This is a genomic window from Bradyrhizobium sp. B120 (assembly GCF_049075665.1).
Taxonomy (GTDB): domain Bacteria; phylum Pseudomonadota; class Alphaproteobacteria; order Rhizobiales; family Xanthobacteraceae; genus Bradyrhizobium.
Window position 1 is genome coordinate 79,397 of the sequence record NZ_CP185242.1, and the last position, 20,620, is coordinate 100,016.

16 protein-coding genes and 1 tRNA gene are annotated in these 20,620 nt (G+C 62.3%); 14 read left to right on the forward strand and 3 right to left on the reverse strand.

Annotation, left to right across the window (positions count from 1 at the left end; all coding sequences use genetic code 11):
* The first annotated feature begins 175 nt into the window (after positions 1-175).
* The gene (locus ACOIX3_RS00405) at positions 176-982 is read left to right on the forward strand and encodes an undecaprenyl-diphosphate phosphatase (protein ID WP_223971488.1); all 807 of its coding nucleotides are present in this window, start codon (positions 176-178) and stop codon (positions 980-982) included.
* Positions 983-1,173: 191 nt separating this feature from the next.
* Here the strand turns inward: ACOIX3_RS00405 and ACOIX3_RS00410 are convergent, their stop codons facing one another.
* Positions 1,174-2,142 carry a complex I NDUFA9 subunit family protein gene (locus ACOIX3_RS00410; protein ID WP_420967902.1) on the reverse strand — a complete coding sequence of 323 codons (969 nt, stop codon included), beginning with the start codon at positions 2,140-2,142 and terminating at the stop codon, positions 1,174-1,176.
* A 148-nt stretch (positions 2,143-2,290) separates the two neighbouring features.
* Here ACOIX3_RS00410 and ACOIX3_RS00415 point away from each other — a divergent pair.
* The 6 genes from ACOIX3_RS00415 to ACOIX3_RS00440 all read left to right on the forward strand — a co-directional run bounded on the left by ACOIX3_RS00415 (position 2,291) and on the right by ACOIX3_RS00440 (position 9,171).
* Positions 2,291-2,377 (forward strand) — tRNA-Leu (locus ACOIX3_RS00415).
* A 55-nt stretch (positions 2,378-2,432) separates the two neighbouring features.
* Positions 2,433-4,220 (forward strand): tyrosine-type recombinase/integrase, encoded by a 1,788-nt coding sequence (locus ACOIX3_RS00420; RefSeq protein WP_420967903.1) that lies wholly within the window; start codon positions 2,433-2,435, stop codon positions 4,218-4,220.
* A 1,013-nt stretch (positions 4,221-5,233) separates the two neighbouring features.
* On the forward strand, positions 5,234-5,911 hold the full coding sequence (locus ACOIX3_RS00425; protein WP_420967904.1) for a hypothetical protein: 678 nt from the start codon (positions 5,234-5,236) through the stop codon (positions 5,909-5,911).
* A gap of 103 nt (positions 5,912-6,014) precedes the next feature.
* Complete coding sequence (locus tag ACOIX3_RS00430; protein ID WP_420967905.1) at positions 6,015-6,827, forward strand: recombinase family protein; 813 nt, start codon at positions 6,015-6,017, stop codon at positions 6,825-6,827.
* Between the two features lie 144 nt (positions 6,828-6,971).
* Positions 6,972-8,360 (forward strand): DNA sulfur modification protein DndB, encoded by a 1,389-nt coding sequence (locus ACOIX3_RS00435; protein WP_420967906.1) that lies wholly within the window; start codon positions 6,972-6,974, stop codon positions 8,358-8,360.
* Between the two features lie 271 nt (positions 8,361-8,631).
* A complete protein-coding gene (locus ACOIX3_RS00440; protein ID WP_420967907.1) occupies positions 8,632-9,171 on the forward strand; it encodes a uracil-DNA glycosylase family protein in 540 nt (179 codons plus the stop codon).
* A gap of 262 nt (positions 9,172-9,433) precedes the next feature.
* On the opposite strand, the gene ACOIX3_RS00445 is transcribed toward ACOIX3_RS00440, so the two are convergent.
* Positions 9,434-9,646: a hypothetical protein gene (locus ACOIX3_RS00445; RefSeq protein WP_420967908.1), complete on the reverse strand. Its 213-nt coding sequence runs from the start codon at positions 9,644-9,646 to the stop codon at positions 9,434-9,436.
* 9 nt (positions 9,647-9,655) lie between these two features.
* Positions 9,656-10,921, reverse strand: coding sequence for an MFS transporter (locus ACOIX3_RS00450; RefSeq protein WP_420967909.1), 1,266 nt, complete (start codon positions 10,919-10,921; stop codon positions 9,656-9,658).
* Positions 10,922-11,362: 441 nt separating this feature from the next.
* Here ACOIX3_RS00450 and ACOIX3_RS00455 point away from each other — a divergent pair, with 441 nt between their 5' ends.
* From ACOIX3_RS00455 to hpf, 7 genes are all read left to right on the forward strand, one after another.
* Positions 11,363-14,143, forward strand: a complete 2,781-nt coding sequence (locus tag ACOIX3_RS00455; protein ID WP_420967910.1) for an autotransporter outer membrane beta-barrel domain-containing protein — start codon at positions 11,363-11,365, stop codon at positions 14,141-14,143.
* A gap of 243 nt (positions 14,144-14,386) precedes the next feature.
* Positions 14,387-15,001 (forward strand): ribonuclease H-like domain-containing protein, encoded by a 615-nt coding sequence (locus ACOIX3_RS00460; RefSeq protein ID WP_420967911.1) that lies wholly within the window; start codon positions 14,387-14,389, stop codon positions 14,999-15,001.
* Between the two features lie 182 nt (positions 15,002-15,183).
* Positions 15,184-15,921, forward strand: coding sequence for an LPS export ABC transporter periplasmic protein LptC (gene lptC, locus ACOIX3_RS00465; RefSeq protein ID WP_420967912.1), 738 nt, complete (start codon positions 15,184-15,186; stop codon positions 15,919-15,921).
* 5 nt (positions 15,922-15,926) lie between these two features.
* Entirely contained in the window at positions 15,927-16,652 is a 726-nt protein-coding gene (locus ACOIX3_RS00470) for an LptA/OstA family protein (RefSeq protein WP_420967913.1), read from the forward strand.
* 262 nt (positions 16,653-16,914) lie between these two features.
* Positions 16,915-17,901: an LPS export ABC transporter ATP-binding protein gene (lptB, locus tag ACOIX3_RS00475; protein WP_342725402.1), complete on the forward strand. Its 987-nt coding sequence runs from the start codon at positions 16,915-16,917 to the stop codon at positions 17,899-17,901.
* Positions 17,902-17,991: 90 nt separating this feature from the next.
* The gene (gene rpoN, locus ACOIX3_RS00480) at positions 17,992-19,647 is read left to right on the forward strand and encodes an RNA polymerase factor sigma-54 (protein ID WP_420967914.1); all 1,656 of its coding nucleotides are present in this window, start codon (positions 17,992-17,994) and stop codon (positions 19,645-19,647) included.
* Positions 19,648-19,832: 185 nt separating this feature from the next.
* On the forward strand, positions 19,833-20,432 hold the full coding sequence (hpf, locus tag ACOIX3_RS00485) for a ribosome hibernation-promoting factor, HPF/YfiA family (protein WP_176534627.1): 600 nt from the start codon (positions 19,833-19,835) through the stop codon (positions 20,430-20,432).
* Positions 20,433-20,620 lie beyond the last annotated feature (188 nt).

Sequence of the window (20,620 nt, forward strand, 5' to 3'; positions counted from 1 at the left end):
CTATGTCGCGTCGGCACGCAAACCGGTAGCCACCCCCGCAGTTGGTGCGGGTCACAAAAACGCTATAGCCCAGCAAATCGGCCGGGTAACCCATTGTTTGACGATTCTTTGCGATTGCGGCCTATGTGCGAATAAGCGAGAAGAATTCGGTTTTCCACACAGGGCAGATCAGATCATGATGACGGATATGCTGCGGGCGGTGATTCTCGGCATCGTCGAGGGCGTCACAGAGTTCCTGCCGGTCTCTTCGACAGGCCACCTGCTGCTTGCGGAACGCTTCTTCAATCTCGGCGAAGGCAATTTCTGGAAGAGTTTTGCGATCCTGATTCAGCTCGGTGCGATCCTCGCGATCCTCGTGCTCTACTTCACCAGATTGTGGCGCGTCGCGCTGGGCATGTTCTCCAATCCCGACGACCGCCGCTTCGTCATCGGCGTGCTGGTGGCGTTCCTGCCCGCCGTCGTGATCGGCCTGCTCGCCGGCAAGTACATCAAGGAATTCCTGTTCAATCCGTGGGTGGTCTGCTTCACGCTGATCGTCGGCGGCGCCGTCCTGCTCTGGGTCGATCAGCTCGATCTCAAAGTGTACGAGGACGATGCGACCCGGTTCCCGCTGTTGATGTATTTCTGGATCGGCGTCGCGCAGTGCCTGGCGATGATCCCCGGCGTGTCGCGCTCCGGCGCCAGCATCGTCGCGGCGATGCTGCTCGGCGCCGACAAGCGCTCGGCGGCGGAGTTCTCGTTCTTCCTCGCGATCCCGACCATGGTCGGCGCGTTCGCTTATGATTTCTACAAGAACCGCGCCGACTTCACCTCGGACAATCTCAGCGTGATCGCGGTCGGCTTTGTGGTGTCGTTCATCACGGCGATGATCGTGGTGCGGGCCTTCCTCAACTTCGTGACCCGCCGCGGCTTCACGTTCTTCGCCTGGTGGCGCGTGATCGTCGGCACGCTCGGCCTGATCGCGCTGGCGATGGGACGGTAAGGCGCGCTCCGCTGTCGTCCCTGCGAAAGCAGGGACCCATAACCACAGCTATTTGAGTCGCGAAGGGCTGTGGCCCCAGCGTTCTACACCTCAGGCATTCGTGGTTATGGGTCCCGGCTCGCGCGGAGCCTCTCATCGGGCGCGCGTTCGCGCGACCCGTTGGCTTGGCCGGGACGATGAATGGATAGCGCCTACGCGCTCTTCTTCTGGAACTGCCCCGTCGCGCGGAAGCGCCAGAGATATTGCGGGGCGATCGCTTCCATCGAATCGGGCGTGATGCCGAGGCCCGCGAAAGTGAGGCCGGCCGCCTTGGCGGCGTCGGACACGACATTGTCCGAACGCAGCATCGCGACCTGGTCCGGCGTCAGGGTGAAGGGGCCGGGCGCGAATTGCAGGACATACGACTGCAGCTTGGCGAGGCCGAACGGCAGCGGCGCCAGCATGCGATCACGCTGGGTGATCTGAAGGATGATCTGCATCACCTCGCGCATGGTGAGCACTTCCGGCCCGCCGAGCTCGTATGTGGCGCCTGCCTTCGCCTTGCCGTCCACGGCATCGGCCACGGCGTCCGCGACGTCGGCGACATAGGCCGGCTGCACCTTGTTGACGCCGCCGCCGACCAGCGGCAGCACAGGCGACATCCGCGCCAGCGCCGCAAAGCGGTTGGTGAACTGATCCTCGGGCCCGAACAGCAGCGACGGCCGCATGATGGTGGCCTGTGGCAGGGCCGCCTGCACCACCTGCTCGCCTTCCGCCTTGGCGCGGCAATAACCCGACAGCGAATCCGCATCGGCCCCGATCGCCGAGACATGGACCATCCGGGCGCCGGCTGTAGCGGCCGCCTTGGCGATGGTCTCGGCGCCCTTCACCTGCACGGCGTCAAAGCTCTGCCCGCCGCCCTCGGCCAGGATGCCGACCAAATTGATGGCGATATGCGAATCACGCATCGCCGCCTCGACCGAGGCCGGGTAGCGCACATTGGCCTGGACCGCATGAATCTGCCCGACGCGGCCGAGCGGCTGCAGATGGCCGGCCAGTTCAGGCCGCCGCACCGCGACTCGCACGCGGTATTCGCGCTTGCAGAGCGCCCGGACCACGTTCCGTCCCAGAAAACCGGATCCGCCGAATACCGTGACGAGCGTTTCCAGGTTCGATGCCATGAGGTCCATTCCTGCCGGATTCGAGAGCGATTGGGCGTATTTGCAGGCTCTCGCGATACGCCATCAGCCCAATCCTGTACAGGCTATTTGAATTTTCAATCGCGAATTTGACAAGCGCGTAACCGATCCTTACTAAGCCGCTCCACATGCCCAGGTGGCGGAATTGGTAGACGCGCTGGCTTCAGGTGCCAGTGGCTTAACGGCCGTGAAGGTTCGAGTCCTTTCCTGGGCACCATTCGGTGCCAAGCCCTTGAAATACTTATTTTGCGGGGCAATTGATCCGAAAACCGGTGTACAAAACCGGTGCACAGATCATGAGCCTTCGAAAGACGTACGTGGCGGCCCGAGCAGATTCCTCGCAATTGCAGTTCAAAAAAAGGACGCCTGAGAACGTTCGGGAGCGAGTGAGGGGGCGGCGAATCTTTCTCTGCTTATCGGACTCGCTGACGGTCCAAACTACCATCGGCAACGTTGTCAGCTTTAGCCTGAGAACTACAGACGCGAAGGTGGCGGAGCGCAGGGAGCGAGCGGCGCGCGAGCAGCTTCAGAACATCTTCGATGCTGCGGAACGTGGACCGCAACGCTATGACCATAAGCAACTGGTGGCCCTCGCAGGGGATGCTTACCGGCTGTACGTCGAAATATTCGAGCGCGACCCCGGGACTCCGTTCCATTGGGCTTGCCACAAGGCGTTCAGCCGCGCGGCGCTAGAGGGCCGTTTCCACAATCCCCCGCCCATTGTCCCGGGTAGCATCGACGAGTCCGAAACCAGAGAAGCGGTTGCCGCTTTTGGCGACGGTCTCACGGCTGGCATCAACGCCTTGCCTCCCGCCGAATCGGCAGAGGCCTTAGAGAAGCGATTCGGAATGCTCGCCGATTGGGTGCTGGCTCAGCATGGAATCGAACTCGACGATAAGACCCGGCAGAAATTCTTGATTCAGGTCGCAACAGCATCGATAGACGCCGGATGGCGACTAAAGCGCGCTGCGGCGGGTGACTATACGCCGGACCCTAAGGCCGCTCGTTTCCCCGCATTCGAGAGGCGAGGCGGCTCAGTGACCCTACAATCGCTGCTAGATGGCTGGTGGACGGAAGCCTCCGCGATTGGCCGGAAGCAAAGCACCTACGTGAGCTACGCGGGCACCATCAACGCCCTTGCGACCTTCCTCAAACACGATGACGCCAACAAGATCACGGATGAAGATATCATCCGGTTCAAAGATCATCGACTAGCATCGACCAATTCGAAGACTGGCAAGCGCATCAGCGCCAAAACGGTGAAGGACTCCGATCTGGCTGGCCTCAAGGCCATCTTCCGTTGGGCGGTGTCGAACCGCAAGCTTCCATCTAACCCGGCAGCCAATGTGACCATAAGCCGTGGCAGCCGCCAGCGGTTGCGCTCGCCAGGTTTCACCGACCAAGAGGCCATGGCAATTTTGGCTCGCGCGGTCGATTACCGCGCGGGGGACGGCCGGGAGTCTGAGAAGACGGTGGCTGCCAAGCGATGGCTACCATGGCTTGCTGCCTATACCGGGGCGCGTATCGGTGAACTGGCGCAGCTCCGTGAGCAAGACGTATTTCGAGACCAGAAAATCTGGTGTCTAAGGATCACACCGGAGGCAGGAACCGTAAAGACGAATGACGCTCGCATCGTGCCCATACACCCGCACCTCGTCGAGCAAGGCTTCATCGATTTTGTGAATGAATGTGCCGACGGCTTGCTTTTCGTGTCGAAGGCCCGGGACGGAAAACCCGTTGGTCTCAAGAGCCTGCTCAATCGCATGCGTGATTGGATTCGTGAGGCTGTACCGGATCCTAACGTGCAGCCATTCCACGGCTGGCGGCACCGACTCAAGACGATGTTCCGCGATCTTCGCATTGAGCAACGTGTCGCTGATGACATTCAAGGTTGGGCAGAGGACAAATCTAGCAACAGTGGTGGCGGCTATGGAGAGGCCAGCCTGAAGGCTAAGGCCAATGCCATAGCTGCCATTCCGCGATATCGGATTAGGCTGTCGTCACAGTCGAAGAAGCGGGGTTCAGGCTCAAGCGCGCGTCGAATTGCGGTTCGTACTTGAGAGTGTGGTCTGCGTGGTACGCCGGGTGCCGGTGCCGGAGATTTTCGATAGGCGTCAAAGTGGCTACGCAAGCCGCTGAGAGCCTTTCGATCAGAACGAAGAGTGAACACTAGGGAACCCAGAAAACGCATCCATGAGCTTCCCCAGCCCGCCGAGACGCATCACGGTCCTAGTCGGGCTTGGTCGGCAATTGGAGCGAAGATCAGGAAATTGTAATTCGCCTTTTATGGGGCGGGTAAGTTGGGTGGCATTTTCGACCGGCGCGGAGAGCGGCGAGCCGCCGATTTCGAGCGAAAACATAGTCGATACGTTGGTTCAGCAGTGTGGGGAGGGTTCTAATACAGTCTGGAGATTGTAGATGAACCGGAGAGACTAGGGTCTAGAACCCTGGAGAGTGCCCTGAGCTTCAGGCAATAGCGGGTCCCCCGCGGGGCAGCCGATGCTGACCACGGTTGACCCGCTACCTCGACGATGTTGGTGGCTGGGTTAGAACCCCGGAGCCGGCCCCTCGCATAGGCACCTCGTCTCGCCCCGCCTGGCGGACAAAGATCGCTCGCAACTTCTCGACGGAATTGGCGGTCCGTCGGCGACCCATGGGCTTCGAGCTTTCGCGGTGCCCTTCGGGTGAATGGTCGCACCCCACAGTACCCGACACGGTACCTCGCGCTGTCGTTCACATGACCGACCACGAGGACCAGATGGGAGTGGGAACGTAAGTAGAACAAGATTGTGGAAAAAGTAGGTTCGCCAATCCCTTAGCCCACAGGTCGCTGGCACCGCGGAAAATCGGCCTTTTGCGCAATCGTGGGAAGAAGGGCTTTTTCGAACCGGGGGCACATTACGGCAAAAAAGTGGCATGTTCCACAATTCAGACACAATCGAAGGGGTTATGGACCGGTCGCCAATTGGTATCAAATTGGTACGGCTAATTGTTCTTGACCAATTCAGTAATCTTCCGTACCATTTGACGGTCGACCAAAAGGTCGTCGATAACCAATTCTTGGAGATTGAAAATGGTAGACCGTTTGAAAGGACTTTCTGAAACCGTTAAGTGGCATTTGATGGTCCAAGCTGCAAAGCGCGGAGCCGAGGCTGAGGGCTACACACTGGACCGCGTGCCTGGGCGTGGTCTGTCGAACATCTGGAACATCACCAAGGACGGGAAGACCCAAAAGGCTTCGATCCGCACCACGCGCGACCGCTGGTTCGCATTTCCGCCCCTGGAAAATGGTGCGAAGTGGAAAACTCTCGACGAGGTCGAGGTGGTCATTGTTGCCGCAGTTGATGATCGCGACGAGCCGGAGAACGTAGAGGTCTATATTTTCCCGGCGGCCGAAGTCCGGAAGCGGTTCGATGCCGCATTCGCTTCACGAACCGGTGCTGGTCAGACCGTGCGGACCAACTTTGGTATGTGGGTGTCGCTCGACCACGATGCTCGGAATATACCGGCCAGCGCCGGCTCGGGGATCATCGATAAGTACAAAGCGGTCGCAGTGTTTCCGATTCCCGATCTGTTGGCAGGTGCTGAGCCCGCCGCTGCGGCGGCACTGGAAGAGGTGGAGGCTGATACCGTCGAAGATATGGGTGCCTTGGACAACGATCCTCCCCTCACGATCGCCGAGGCAAAACGGCGTCTGGCCCTCACGTTCGGCGTGACGCCTGCCAACATCAAGATCACCGTGGAGGCTTGATGTCGCAATCGTGCTGAAGTCCCGGCGCTGACGAGTGCCGGGATTTTTCTCCCGGGAGTGTTACGATTTCTCAAGAAAACGAAACATATTTATGGGTTAAGTGATGGAAAAGTCGAAGCAATCCAGCAAGGCTATTGCCTACCTTCGCACCTCCAGCGCGGCGAACGTGGGTGCTGACAAGGACAGCGACAAACGCCAGCGCGCGGCCATCGAGGCATATGCCAAAAGGGAAAAGTGGGAAGTCGTTGCGGAGTTCTACGACGCTGACGTGAGCGGTGCAGATCCTATTGAAACCAGACCCGGTTTCTCAGCCTTGCTGGACCGGATCGAGGGCAATGGGGTGAGGACGGTGCTGGTCGAGGATGCGTCACGCTTCGCCCGGCAGCTCATCGTCCAAGAGGCTGGCATTATCGCCCTTATCGAACGGGGCGTTCGCGTGCTTACCGCGTCCGGCGACGATCTCACGGCCTCTGAGGACCCTTTCAAAGTCGCCATGCGACAGATCGCCGGTGTGTTTGCCCAGCTTGAGAAGGCTCGGCTGGTGGGGAAACTGAAGGCGGCGCGCGACCGCAAGCGAGCCACCGGCAAAAAGGTCGAGGGACGCAAGAGCTACGCAGAGATCGACGTGAGAGATCATGCCGGACAAATGATAGCCCTCGCGACGAAGATGCGCCGCAGGACCCCGAAAGGCGGCCGACGATCGCTACGCGCGATCTCAGCCGAGCTGGCGAAGGCTGGATTTGTCAGCCAGAGCGGCAAGCCTTTCGCGGCAACAGCGGTCGGCCGCATGCTGGGCGAGATCAACCCCCCACAGGCCGCGCCGTCGCAGATGCCAAAACACCACCGAGGAGGCCAGCGGACATCGGTCGCCGGCCTATTGATTCCCCGGGAGAGAAAAAATAGTCCCTGGGATTGAAAAATCTTTCCCCAGGGGATTGCAATCCCAGTCCAGGGTGTATAATTCAAGATCCAGGGAGGCGGTTTTCAAATCCCTGGACAAAGAAATGGCCGGGCAGATTGGGTCTACCCGGCCACATCGCAAACTTAAAGGATAATGATAATGATTTACGATCTTTCAGCTGCCACGGCAAGCCGTGAAGACGTTCTTGCCAGCTACAACCTCGGTGCGCAGACGCTCACGATGCGTCTGCCCATTGCTCGCTTCATCGACATGTCCGACGTTCCGAACGATGGAGCGGTGGACCCTGAAGAGGTGTCCCAGCGTCCGCTGGACAAGAACCATGCCGGGCTCCTGGCCCAGTACATCTTGAAGGGCCTGATTCACGCGGCGGCAAATCTCCGCAAGGCTGAAGGCAAAGACTGTTCTCATCACGAGGAAGTCCTGAAGGTGTTGGGACCCCAGCGGTATTATGCGCTGCAGCCCATCGTCGTGAACCTCCCGGTGACGTTGAACGATCTGAAGCCGCAGAAGCAGGTCAATCAGGCGGGTGATGAGATTTCGCTGCGCATTGGCGTCTCGCATTCGACCTTGATGTGGGTCGTCGATGGCCAGCACCGCCGGTACGGGATGAATACGGTGCTGGATTTCCTGCGCAACGTGCGAGCCACGCAGGTCTATCCCAAGCGTGGTTCACTTTATCCTGGCAAGGCGGGAGAACACATCCCTCCGGGAGAGATGGAGGTTTGGCGGGATGCCCTGCAGCTGGCACTGAACTACTGCACGGTGACGATCGAGGCTCACTTGAACCTCGATGCAGAACAGCGCCGGCAGCTTTTCGCCGACCTGAACAACAAGGGGAAAAGCGTCTCCGCAAGCATGGCCTTTGACTTCGACAACTCCAACCCGATCAACGTCTTCATCAAGGACGTCCTGATGGGGGAAGGGATTCTGACTGCGCCTGTCGTGGAGAAGGACATTGTCGAGTGGAGCAATCATGACGGCTCGATGGCTCGCAAAGACCTTGTCGCCATCAACTCTATCTTGATCTTGAACAAGACCAATCCTCGCGGCGCGGTCCCCAGCCAAGTGGACAAGATGGAGGACACGGCTCGCCGGTTCTGGGAAGCGGTTTCTTCCATTTCGGGATTCGGTGAGGCCAAGGCCAAACTGAATACTGTCGCCGCTCAGCCGGTCGTGCTCAAGGCGTTGGCAAAGCTGACATACGACTTCGCCATGAGCAAGAAGTCGGACGAAGTGGCGCTGGAGAAGCTGCTGGATGGCATCCCCCATCTGGATTTCTCTCACAACAATCCGATGTGGCGGGCCTACGAAATGACCCCGGCAGAGCGGCAAAAGAAGCTGCCCGGCCTCAACGACTACCTGCCTCATGACAACGCGAACCGCGATCTCGGTTCGACCGACACCAAGGGTTTGATGCGCTTTGGGGCGAAGCACAACGACATCTATCCCGTTCTCGGCGACATCATCCGTTGGCGACTGGAACTTCCCAACCGCCATGAAGACGAAGCGGTCGAGGAAGCCGCGTAAACCCAGAAGGCCCCGGCAACGGGGCCTTCTTTCTATCCTGTGTACGGCCGAGCTTGATCGAAGCGGGATATGCAATACGGTGTCCTGCAAGACGTTCGAGAAAGCAGTTGAGGGATTTGTGGAACCAGCACGACTGACCAGCTTAGACCTGGAGATCCGCCGCTGTAGGAAATGTGCGCAGACCTTGCTTCGACATCCTGAAGACCCGTCCTGTACGCCACGGCCAGTTGAGCCTCGACCGGTTCTTTCACCGCCTATGCGTGCACCAATAATGTTGGTCGGCCAGGCGCCGGGACTTACTGAGTACAGGACCGGCCAGCCGTTCTCTGGTCCTGCGGGTTCTGGCGTAAGAAATCTCTTTGTGGCCTCGGGTCTGCCGGCCTCCGAATTTGACCGTGCCGTTTATCAGACGTCGGCGGTAAAATGCTTTCCCGGACGAAAGCCAAATCAATCTCGATGGGAGGACCGGCCACCTTGCGCCACGATGCAGCAACAATGCCGTCCCTTTCTTGCTCGTCAGATTGAAACCGTAGACCCGCGCCTGATCGTGGCTATGGGGAGCGTCGCAATGTCCGCGTTAGACAAATTGAGAAGCCTCCCTCGGAGAGCCCTTTGGGATGTTGTTGGTAGTTCCGAGTTGTGGGGGGCGATCCGAATTATTCCCATCAGTCACACCTCAGGCGGAAATCGCTCGCTCAATGATCCCAAAAACAAAGCCAAGCAGATGCGGGCACTGGCAATCTTGCGGGACGAGTTGGCACTTCTGTCGACCGCTTCTCGGTGGAATCCCGCGGGGGTGGAGTTGAACTGAACGGCCGGCCGCTGGGTTGCGGGCGGCACACAAAATCGGTACACAATCGCTCGCCGGGCGGATCGAAAAACCCAGCAAAACCGTGGTTTCTAGGGCGGGCCAACCCAGTCCTTTCCTGGGCACCACCCCCTTTTTAAGCGATTGAAATCGCTCAGCATCCGCAAGGGTGGGTGCGGCGAAGCCGTCACCCGCGAGGGCGCGTCGTGAACGACGATCATGCCGTTCGCGCTCTGCCCCTGATCGGTGGCTCATTTTCGAGCCGTTAGATGAGGCGGACGCAATCTCGTTCGATCCAAATCGAGTGCATATAGCTCGGTTTCTCGACCGCCTCGCCGACTTCGAGCTCGACCAGGTGCCCTCTGAGATCGGCAACCGGAAAATGGCGGCTGAGACACCTCGTGAATAGCGCCCGCGTCTCGTCATCCGGCAGCACTTTCGGAATCGCCACGACTTCGACTCTGTCTCCGATTTTCATTCCAAAGTCTCACACCACGCGCCGCCCCGCGCGCCGAGCGATCGGCCGCTGCACAAAATACATCGCGATCATCGAGATCATCGAGCTCGCCACGACGACATAGCCGATCCGGTCGAAATGCAGCAGCGAGCCGTCCGCATTCTCGGCGACGATCGCGGCTGCAGCCACCGAGCCGAGTCCGCCTGACAATTGCTGCACCGACGCTGAGATCGCGCTGAACGAGCCGCGCTGGCTGGCGTCGGGGATCGCCGACATCAGCGCCTGCGAGGGGATCATGCGCGAGAAGATGCCGACGAACATCAGCACATTGACGATGATCGCGGTCAGCAGCGAGACGTGGCCGAGATGGGTGTAGATCAGCACCATGATGGCCGACACCACGCAGCCGAAGATGAAGGTCGGATATTTGCCGAACGCATCGCTGGCGCGGCCGACCAGCGGTCCCATCAGGATGCTGAACAGGCCGGAGACCAGATAGATCGTCGGCAGATGGACGATGTCGATGCCGAGATTGTGCACGGTGAAGGCGCTGCCGAACGGCATCAGCATGAAACCGCCGGTCGCCAGCAGCGTCGTCACCAGGAAGGCCAGCGTGTAGCGCGGCTGCGCGACGGTTGCGATCAAATGCTGGAACGGGTTGCTGTCGTGCTGCAGTTTCAGATGCCCGTCGACCGGCTCCATCACCAGCGCGATGGTGGCGATCGCCGCGATCGACAGGCCGACGATGGCGACGAAGCAGATGTGCCAGTTCCAGTGATTGGCGAGGAACAGCCCGGCGGGCACGCCGAGCACCTGGCTCGCGGCGAATGCGGTCTGAATGAAGCCCATCACGCGCCCGCGCAGATGCAGCGGGAACAGGTCGGTGACGATGGCAAGCACGACGGAGCCGATCACGCCGCCGAACAAGCCGGTGACGATGCGGCCGAGCAGCAGCACGTGGAAATTCTGCGCCACCGCGCACAGCACGGTGCCGAAAGTGAAGCCGACATAGAAGAACAGCAACATCCGCTTGCGGTCGAAGCGATCGGCAAAGCCGGCGGCGAGGATGCCGGAAATGCCCGCCGCGAACGCGTAGGCCGAGACCGCGACGCCGAACTGCCCCGCCGTGATGTTGAGCGACGGCATCAGGATGGCGCCGAGCGGCGACATGATGATGAAGTCGAGGATCAGGGTGAATTGCGTGAAGGCAAGCAGCGCGATCAGGAAGGCTTGATAGCGCGAAAAGCCGCGTTCCTGCGGCTCATCGATCGGCGCGGCGATGGTCTGTTCCGACATAAGGCTCATTTCACTGAAAGGTAAGTGCGGGCCGGCAACAGATAGGGAGGGCGCGCGGGGATTTCATGGGGCACGGGGGCAACAGTTCCATCGAAATTGAACGGCGGCGGCAATGACTTGGCCGTGCGCCCCAGATCGAACTTGGCGAGAAAATGGGGACAGCGGCGCACCCGATCACGCCCAGCGATTGTTTCTGGTTGTGTCGGGCAATAACTGCAACGGGTGAGTGCTGTACTTCACAACCTCGAAAGCGTACGCACGTCAAGGATGTGAATCATGATGATACAGCTCATGGTTCCGTCTGTGGCGATCACGCAACAGATCGCTGCAAATCGTCTCAAGCTTGAATGGAGCGGATCAGCCGACGCTGAGAGCGGGGCAGGGGGGTCACAGGTGGCGTGAGGCCGGGGGTCGGGTTCGCGCCGAGGTTGGAGTAAGGGCATGGTTTCATCGCGGCTCGCGGCGATCCTGTCGTGCACTTTGGGTGGCGGCTATCTTCTATCGGTCTCGCAGGCGTTTGCCGCTTGCGACAGTCTCGCGCCGGCGAGCGGTCAGACGGTGACCTGCTCGACCACAGCGCCGAATCCCTCGCCCGCTGGCGTGCAGGCCGCAGCCGGCAGCTCGAACGTCACCGTGAACGTGCTGCAGGGCGCCGGCATCACGCCGGGCGCCGGTGCGACCGCGATCGGCCTTGTCTCCCGCAGCACCGCCACCAACAACGGCACGCTGACCATCAGCGGCGGCGGCACCGGAATCTTCGGCAGTGGCGACGGCAACGTCTTCACCAATGCTACGTCGGGCGTGATCACGACCACGGGCGCCGGCAGCAATGCGATCGCCGCCAGCAGCAACGGCAACACGCTGATCAACAACGGCACAATCACGACGCAGAACGGCACCTCGCGCGGGCTTGCCATCACCGGTCTCACGCAGCACAACAACAATACGCTGATCAATACCGGGACGATCACCACCCAGGGCCCGCAGTCGCATGGCCTCTATGTGCAGACCGGCGACAGCAACACCTTCACCAATAGCGGCACCATCACCACGGCCGGCGCCGGCGCGCGTGCGATCTTCTCCGCCGGACAATTCATGACCATCACCAACACCGGCACGCTGCTGACGACCGGCGGCGATGCCGGCGGCACCGCCAACAACACCGTCTTCATGCAAGGCAATGCCGCCGTCCTGCGCAACAGCGGCACCATCGAGGCGCGCGGCGTCAACGCCGACGGCGTGTTCTCCAACACTGCCGGTTCGTCGTTCACCGCCCGCATCGAGAACCTCGCCGGCGGCAGGATCATCAGCCAGAACGGGCCCGCGATCCGCACGCTCAACGGCGCCACCACCATCGTCAATGCCGGCCTGATCGCCGGCAACAGCGGCACGGCGCTCGCCGGCGGCGGCGGCGCGGTGACGATGATCCTGCAAACCGGCTCGCAAATTGTCGGCCTTGCCGATGGCGGCGGCGGCAACAACCAGGTCCGGCTGCAAGGCAGCGGCACGGCCGACAATGCGTTCGCGCGATTCCAGACGCTGACGATGGAAGGCACCGACTGGACCTGGGCCGGCACCGGCACCTTCGCCAACACCTTCATCAACAGCGGTTCGCTGACGCTGCAGACCTCGCTCACCGGCAATGTGTCGATTGCGGCCGGCACCAGCCTGCTGGCCGGCAACGGCGCCAACCCGTCGATCACGTCGTTTCCGGGCGGGCCGCCGATCACCGTCACCAACGCCGGCGTCATCAATCTCACCAACGGCGGCGCCACCGCAGCGAACAGCCTGACGATCGCCGGCAACTATGTCGGCAATGGCGGCGGGCTTTATCTGCGCACCGTGCTCGGCGGCGACGGTTCGCCGTCGGACCGGCTCGTCATCTCCGGCGGCAATGCGTCGGGCTCGACCGCGGTGACCGTTACCAATGCCGGCGGCGCCGGCGCGCTGACCACCTCTGATGGCATCATGGTGGTGCAAGCTGTCAACGGCGGCAGCACGGCCGCCGGCGCATTCGGTCTCTCCAACGCTGTTGTGGCCGGCGCACACGAATATCTGCTGTTTCGTGGCGGCGTCTCGGCCGGCAGCGCCGACAATTGGTATCTGCGCTCGCAGCTGTTGCCCGGCACATCGTCGCCGGCGCCGCCGGCTGCACCCGCACCAACGCCGCCGGCATCGCCCAACGTGGTGCCGCCGCCCGCGATGCTGCCGGCAGAGGATCTGTCGTCGCTGACGCCGCCGCCGGCAGGCGCAGCGCCCGTCGAGCTTTACCGCGAGGAAGTCGCGGTCTATTCGGCGTTGCCGCAGGTCGCGCAGAAGCTCGGGCTCGCAACGCTCGGCACCTTCCATCAGCGCCAGGGCGATCAGGCCATGCTGACCAGCGGCGGCGAACAGCCGGCGGCGTGGGCGCGCGCGTACGGTTCGCACAGCGCGCAGAGCTGGGCCGGCACGGTCAGCCCGTCCTTCGACGGCACCATGGCCGGCGTGCAGGTCGGCGTCGACATCCTGCGCTTTGAGTCCGCGCCCGGGCATCATGATCGCGCGGGCTTGTTCTATGCGTATGGCTGGGCCAGCGGCAGCGTCAACGGCTTCGCGCTCGGCATGAACAACGTCCGCACCGGCACGCTCTCGATCGACAGCCAGAATGTCGGCGGCTACTGGACCCATATCGGCCCCTCAGGCTGGTACGTCGACGCCGTGCTGATGGGCAGCTTCTACGGTGCAAGCCCGCAGTCGGATCGTCAGGTCGGCGCGCTTGTGTCGGGCACCGGCGTCGCCGCGTCGCTGGAAACCGGCGTGCCGCTACAGCTGAACCGCTTTCTCGCGATCGAGCCGCAGGCGCAACTGATCTGGCAGCGCCAGTCGTTCGACAGCTTCAACGACATCTTCTCGAGCGTCGCGCCCGGCAGCGCCGATACGCTGACCGGCCGGCTCGGCGTGCGCGTTCCCGCGACCTTCATTGTCGGCACCGCCGAGCTGCGTCCCTATCTCGAGGCCAATCTCTGGCACACGGCTGCGAACGACCGCAGCATCGCCTTCGCGACCACCGACCTGATCGGCGTGCAAAGCCGCGGCACCGCGGTCGAGATCGGCGCCGGCGTTACCGCGCAGCTCAATCGCACGATCAGCGCCTATGCGAGCGCGGGTTACACGACGTCGGTGGACAGCACCCGCCGTGACGACATCACCGGCCGGTTCGGGCTGCGCGTCAGCTGGCAATAATGGCGCGCGCCGCTGGGGCGCTGTGGACTGCCCAAGCCATTGTCTCCGCTGCACAATGGCGCTAAACCCTGAACCATCTGTGCGTGCACGATGATGGTTCGCGTTGCCGGCGCTCCGCCCTTGATGGGCTTTGACGCCGAGACGCAAGCCCAGGCTTGGACAACGAGGCTTGATGCACGCTCGCCTGTCGGGGAATTGAACGTTAGCTTGTCCCGAGAGCGATTCGACGAGGTTTTTGACAGCATGACCATCCGCCTGCATCGCGGCGACCTGCCCGATCTCACTCGCTACACCGATTCCGTGGCAATCGACACCGAGACCATGGGACTGCATCCGCACCGTGACCGGCTCTGCGTGGTGCAGATGTCGAACGGCGACGGCACCGCCGACGTGATCCAGATTCCGAAGGGGCACACCGACTCGCCGAACCTGAAGGCGCTGCTCGCCAATCCTGCGATCACCAAGATCTTCCATTTCGCCCGGTTCGACGTCGCGGTGCTCTACAACAATTTCGGTGTGATGCCGGCGCCGGTCTATTGCACCAAGATCGCCTCGCGCCTGTCGCGCACCTACACCGACCGCCATGGCCTGAAGGATCTGGTACGCGAGGTGCTGAACGTCGATTTGTCGAAGCAGCAGCAGTCGAGCGACTGGGGTGCACAGAGCCTGAGCGAGGCCCAGCTCGCCTATGCCGCGTCCGACGTGCTGCACCTGCACGCGCTGCGCGACAAGTTGAATGTCATGCTGGCGCGCGAGGGACGGACGGATCTCGCGAAGGCCTGCTTCGATTTCCTCCCCACGCGCGCCAGGCTCGATCTCGACGGCTGGGAGGCCGAGGACATCTTCGCCCATTCGTGATTTCGCCCGTTCATGATGGGCGCCGAATTCGTCGCAGCAGGGCCGGTTCCGCCCCGTTTCGGCCAAACTGTTCACGCGTGGTCCGCCTTGAAGTCGGCTTGGGGGGCGCGACGCGAGGTCCGGGCTGCATATTCGAGCGGCTCCGGCTAGAATAGGGGCAATTCCGCGCCTCTGGAGCTCAGGTGAATTCGGTTCAGAATCCAGCCCAGCATCCCGGCTATGTCACGGGCCTCGAGGCGCGCTTTGCCGCCGCCGCGCGGCACAGCCGCATGGTGCGGATCCTGCGCATCGCGGTGCCGGCGGTGGTCGGGCTGTCGATGGCCTCGATCATCTTCGTCTCGGTCTACAATCCATTCCGCGAGCTGATTCCCAAGCTGCCGGTCGAGATGGACAACCTCGTGGTGTCAGGCACCAAGATCACGATGGAATCGCCGCATATCGCCGGCTTCTCGGCCGACGGGCGGCCGTATGAGATGTGGGCCAAGGCGGCGATCCAGGACGTCACCGACCCTGATCATGTCGAGCTGAAGACGATCCGCGCCAAGGTGGCGCAGCAGGATCAGTCGACGGTGACGATGGATGCGCGCACCGGCTTCTTCGACAACAAGAAGCAGCTGCTCGACCTGCGCCAGGATATCTTTCTGCAATCGTCGACCGGCTATGAGGCCAAGCTGACGCAGGCCTTTGTCGACATCAACAAGGGCAACGTGTCGTCGGACGAGCATGTCGACGTCAAGCTGCTCGAAGGCACGCTGACCGCCGACCGCCTCAGGATCTACAACAGCGGCGAGCTCGTGCGGTTCGAAGGCAATGTCGTGATGAATCTGGACAAGCTCGGCGACAACAATCCAAGCCCGCCCGCCGAGCCCGCGCCACCTCCGCCGCCACCGAAGCCGCGCAAGTCCGCCAACCCGAAATGAATTTGATGATGAGACGTTTTCCGCACGGCATCGCAATTGCGGCCTTTCTGCTCACGCTGTTCGCAGCCGGCACTGCATCCGCGCAGGGCTCGATGAGTGGCGTTCCCAACGCCATGCAGGGCTTTTCGCAGAACCGCGACCAGCCGATCCAGATCGAGGCCGCCTCGCTCGAAATGCGCGACAAGAAGAAGGAGGCGACCTTCGCCGGCAATGTGAAGGTCGTGCAGGGCGACACCACCATGACCTCGAAGGTGCTGGTGGTGTTCTACGAGGACAAGTCGACGCCGGCGCCGACCACGGGCAGCACCAAGGCTGCCGCCACGCCAAAGGGCGCGCCGATCCAATCGGCAACGCCCGGCCCCGGCGGCGCGTCCTCGATCAAGCGACTGGAGGCGAAGGGCAATGTCGTCGTCACCCAGAAGGATCAGGTCGTCACCGGCGAGACCGCGATCTTCGACACCAAGACCAACCTGATCACCATGCTCGGCGGCGGTGGCGGCCAGGTGGTGCTGACCCAGTGCCAGAACGTGCTGCGCGGCGACCGTCTGCTGGTCGACATGACCACCGGCGTCTCGCGGGTGGAATCCGACAGCGGCAAGGTGCAGGGCCTGTTCATCCAGTCGCAGGGCGGACAGAGCGGCAAGGGCGGCTGCGGCACGCCGGCCGCCCCCGGCACGGCCCCTGCAGCCCCGTCGCCGCTTCAACTGCTTCCGGGCAGCAAGTCGAAATAGGCTCCCCAAAGTAAGCTTCGCGTAAGGTGAAGTAGAATCAATAAGTTAGATAATATTTTGCGACCGCGAGGTTGAAGCGGGCGGGGCGAGACTGTATCTACTCCAGCGGCCCGGCCGGACGATGTGCCTTTGAGGGGGAGTTATGTTGGCCGGGACAGGGGCATCCACTCATTCAAGGCGCATGCTGGCGCTTTGCCGTGCGAATCGATCGGTCCGCAGGCAAGGTCGCGGGATCACCGTGAAAGGCTGAAGCGAAGCGGGGATGGTGGATTTTCTCGGCATGTTCCGGCGGCGCCCTGCGAAACGCAGTTCCGGATTTGCGCGCGCGCATGACGACATCACGGCGCTCGGCGACCAGTTCGGCGAGATGCTGACGTCACCGGTGCGCGACGCGCCGCCGATGGCGCGCGCCGCTCCGGTTCCCGCCGTCGAGCTGCCGCGATCCCAGCCCGCAGCAGCGCCCGCCCCGGCGCGGGCGAGGCCGGCCAGGAACAACGCCGCTTCGGCGCCGCAGCTCATCAAGCGGCCGGGCTATCTGGCTGTGCATAGCGTGGAAAAGAGTTTCGGCAGCCGCCAGGTCGTGCGCGGCGTCAGCATCTATGTGCGCCGCGGCGAGGCGGTCGGCCTGCTCGGGCCGAACGGCGCCGGCAAGACCACGGTGTTCTACATGATCACCGGTCTGATCAAGGCCGATCGCGGCGCGATCGAGCTCGACGGCCACGACGTCACCAAGCTGCCGATGTATCAGCGCGCGCGGCTCGGCATCGGCTATCTGCCGCAGGAAGCCTCGATCTTTCGCGGCCTGACGGTCGAGCAGAACATCCGCGCGGTGCTCGAGGTCGTCGAGCCCTCGAAGAAGAAGCGCGAGCATGAACTGGATTCGCTGCTCGACGAATTCAACATCACGCGGCTGCGCAAGAGCCCGTCGATCGCGCTGTCCGGCGGCGAGCGCCGCCGCGTCGAGATCGCGCGCGCGCTGGCGACGCGTCCGAATTACATGCTGCTCGACGAGCCGTTCGCCGGCATCGACCCGATCGCGGTCGGCGACATCCAGGATCTCGTCCGCCATCTCACCAACCGCGGCATCGGAGTGCTCATCACCGACCACAATGTCCGCGAGACGCTCGGCCTGACCGACCGTGCCTATATCGTCTATGCCGGTGAGATCTTGACTGAGGGCAGCCCGGAGGAGATCGTTAACGACCCGGATGTACGCAGGCTTTACCTTGGCGAGGAATTCCGCCTCTAGCCCAAATTTTGCATCCGTCAAGCCGTGTACATCCCAGGCGGACTAAGATAAGCAAGAATCGAGCCAATTTTTGGGATCGTTCTTGCCTCCATGGCGCTGACGCAAAGACTAGAGTTCCGCCAGTCGCAGTCGCTGGTGATGACGCCGCAGCTGATGCAGGCGATCAAGCTGCTGCAACTGTCGAACCTGGATCTGTCGGCCTTTGTCGAGGAAGAGCTGGAGCGCAATCCGCTGCTCGAGCGGGCCGCCGATGGGCCGGAACCGCCGGTGGCAGGCGAGCCGGCGATGGAGCGGCCGGACTACGGCGATTCCGATGGTTCCTCGAGCTACGGAGACGAGGGCGAGCCGTCCGACATGGCCGCAGGCTCGGGCGGCGAGGCCGCCTTTGAGCCCGGCCAAGAGGAATGGCTGAACCGCGACCTCGGCACCCGCGCCGAGATCGAGCAGACGCTCGATACCGGGCTCGACAACGTGTTCTCCGAGGAGCCGGCCGAAGCCGCCGCGCGCGCCGCGCAGGACGCGGCCCCGTCGGTCTATACCGAATGGGGCGGTGGCGCCTCCAGCGACGACGAATACAATCTGGAGGCCTTCGTGGCCGCCGAGCTGACACTTTCCGACCACCTCGCCGAACAGCTCGCGGTGGCGTTCTCGGCGCCGGCGCAGCGCATGATCGGGCAGTATCTGATCGACCTGGTCGACGACGCCGGCTACCTGCCGGCCGATCTCGGCCAGGCAGCCGAGCGCCTCGGAGCGTCGCAGCAGGCGGTCGACGAGGTCGTCGCGGTGCTGCAGAAGTTCGATCCGCCGGGCGTCTGCGCGCGAAATCTGAGCGAGTGTCTGGCGATCCAGCTGCGCGAGCTCGATCGCTACGATCCGGCGATGCAGGCGCTGGTCGAGCATCTCGACCTGCTCGCCAAGCGCGACATCGCGGCCTTGCGAAAGCTGTGCGGCGTCGACGACGAAGACATCACCGACATGATCGCCGAGATCCGCCGGCTCAATCCGAAGCCGGGGCTGAAGTTCGGCGCCGCGCGGACGCAGACCATGGTGCCCGACGTCTATGTGCGTCCGGGTCCCGACGGCGGCTGGCACGTCGAGCTCAACAGCGACACTCTGCCGCGCGTCCTCGTCAACCAGACCTATTACTCTGAACTGTCGAAGACGATCCGCAAGGACGGTGACAAGTCTTACTTCACCGACTGCCTGCAGAACGCGACCTGGCTGGTCCGCGCGCTCGACCAGCGCGCCCGCACCATCCTGAAGGTCGCAACCGAAATCGTCCGCCAGCAGGACGGATTCTTCACCTATGGCGTCGCGCACTTAAGGCCGCTCAATCTGAAGGCGGTGGCGGACGCGATCCAGATGCATGAATCGACGGTGTCGCGCGTCACCGCCAACAAATACATGGCGACCAACCGCGGCAGTTTTGAATTGAAGTATTTTTTCACCGCGTCGATCGCCTCCGCCGACGGCGGCGAGGCGCATTCGGCCGAAGCGGTGCGTCACCACATCAAGCAATTGATCGACGGAGAGGCGGCGTCGGCGATCCTGTCCGACGACACGATCGTGGAACGTTTGCGCGCTTCGGGCATTGATATCGCCCGCCGCACCGTCGCGAAGTACCGCGAGGCGATGCGGATACCATCCTCGGTGCAGCGCCGCCGTGACAAACAGAGCATGCTCGGTAATGCCCTTTCGGCTCCTGCCTCCTCGCCCGACCGCTCGCGCGATACAGCCCCCGTTTAGGTTACTTCTTGAGTACGACCCCGTCCGAGTACGGGCAGGATCATGCCCTCGTTGCGTTCGCGTCAAATCGCGATAGTCTCAATCTTTCCTGGCGAAGCGTCGTCCAGCGAGGGAGGTGACCGGAAGCCCAGCAAACATCATGCTCCTGCAAGAGTGATCGAGGCATCCAGCAATTGAGGCATCAAATGACCCTTCGAATCTCGGGAAAGAGCATCAGCATCGGCGAGGCGCTTCGCGCGCGCGTCAGCGAGCGCACCGACGAGGTCCTGCGAAAGTATTTTGATGGCAACTATTCCGGTCACATCACGCTGAGCAAGGATGGCTTCGGCTTCCGCACCGACTGCTCGCTGCATCTGGATTCCGGCATCACGCTGGAAGCCGAATCCAACGCCGCCGATGCCTATGCCAGCGCGGATGCCGCGCTCCTGATGATCGAGAAGCGCCTGCGCCGCTACAAGAGCCGGCTCAAGGACCGCTCGGCCCGCAAGACCTACACTGCGAACGCTGCGTTTGCCGAATTGAACGGCGTCGGGCTCGACGCGCCGAGCTACGTCATCGAGGCGCCCGAGAACGAGGACGAGGTCACTGAATACAGCCCGGTGATCATTGCCGAGGCAACCACTGCGCTGAAGCGGCTGTCGGTCAGCGAAGCCGTCATGGAGCTCGATCTGACCGGCGCCTCCTGCCTGGTATTCCAGCATGGCGGCAGTGGCCGGTTGAACATCATATACCGCCGTACGGACGGCAATGTCGGCTGGGTCGATCCGCCGGCGGTGAGCCCCTGAGGATAGTTGGCCCATGGCATTGACGTCCGAAGCCAGCCCTGCTTATGGTCCGCCGCCTCCAGGAATAAGGGGGCGGAACAGGGTTCGCAGGTGTTGGCACCGCCGATACGTTGGAGTAGAAGCCCTGCCAGCTGGACCCGGGCTAAGCCCGCATCCCACCTCAACTTCTTGACGCCGCCGCTGTAAAG

Coding starts and splice junctions, on each gene's coding strand:
- ACOIX3_RS00405 (WP_223971488.1), top strand. CDS start 176: ATGATGACGGATATGCTGCGGGCGGTGATTCTCGGCATCGTCGAGGGC.
- ACOIX3_RS00410 (WP_420967902.1), bottom strand. CDS start 2,142: ATGGCATCGAACCTGGAAACGCTCGTCACGGTATTCGGCGGATCCGGT.
- ACOIX3_RS00425 (WP_420967904.1), top strand. CDS start 5,234: ATGGTAGACCGTTTGAAAGGACTTTCTGAAACCGTTAAGTGGCATTTG.
- ACOIX3_RS00430 (WP_420967905.1), top strand. CDS start 6,015: ATGGAAAAGTCGAAGCAATCCAGCAAGGCTATTGCCTACCTTCGCACC.
- ACOIX3_RS00435 (WP_420967906.1), top strand. CDS start 6,972: ATGATTTACGATCTTTCAGCTGCCACGGCAAGCCGTGAAGACGTTCTT.
- ACOIX3_RS00440 (WP_420967907.1), top strand. CDS start 8,632: ATGTTGGTCGGCCAGGCGCCGGGACTTACTGAGTACAGGACCGGCCAG.
- ACOIX3_RS00445 (WP_420967908.1), bottom strand. CDS start 9,646: ATGAAAATCGGAGACAGAGTCGAAGTCGTGGCGATTCCGAAAGTGCTG.
- ACOIX3_RS00450 (WP_420967909.1), bottom strand. CDS start 10,921: ATGTCGGAACAGACCATCGCCGCGCCGATCGATGAGCCGCAGGAACGC.
- ACOIX3_RS00455 (WP_420967910.1), top strand. CDS start 11,363: ATGGTTTCATCGCGGCTCGCGGCGATCCTGTCGTGCACTTTGGGTGGC.
- ACOIX3_RS00460 (WP_420967911.1), top strand. CDS start 14,387: ATGACCATCCGCCTGCATCGCGGCGACCTGCCCGATCTCACTCGCTAC.
- ACOIX3_RS00470 (WP_420967913.1), top strand. CDS start 15,927: ATGATGAGACGTTTTCCGCACGGCATCGCAATTGCGGCCTTTCTGCTC.
- lptB (WP_342725402.1), top strand. CDS start 16,915: ATGGTGGATTTTCTCGGCATGTTCCGGCGGCGCCCTGCGAAACGCAGT.
- rpoN (WP_420967914.1), top strand. CDS start 17,992: ATGGCGCTGACGCAAAGACTAGAGTTCCGCCAGTCGCAGTCGCTGGTG.
- hpf (WP_176534627.1), top strand. CDS start 19,833: ATGACCCTTCGAATCTCGGGAAAGAGCATCAGCATCGGCGAGGCGCTT.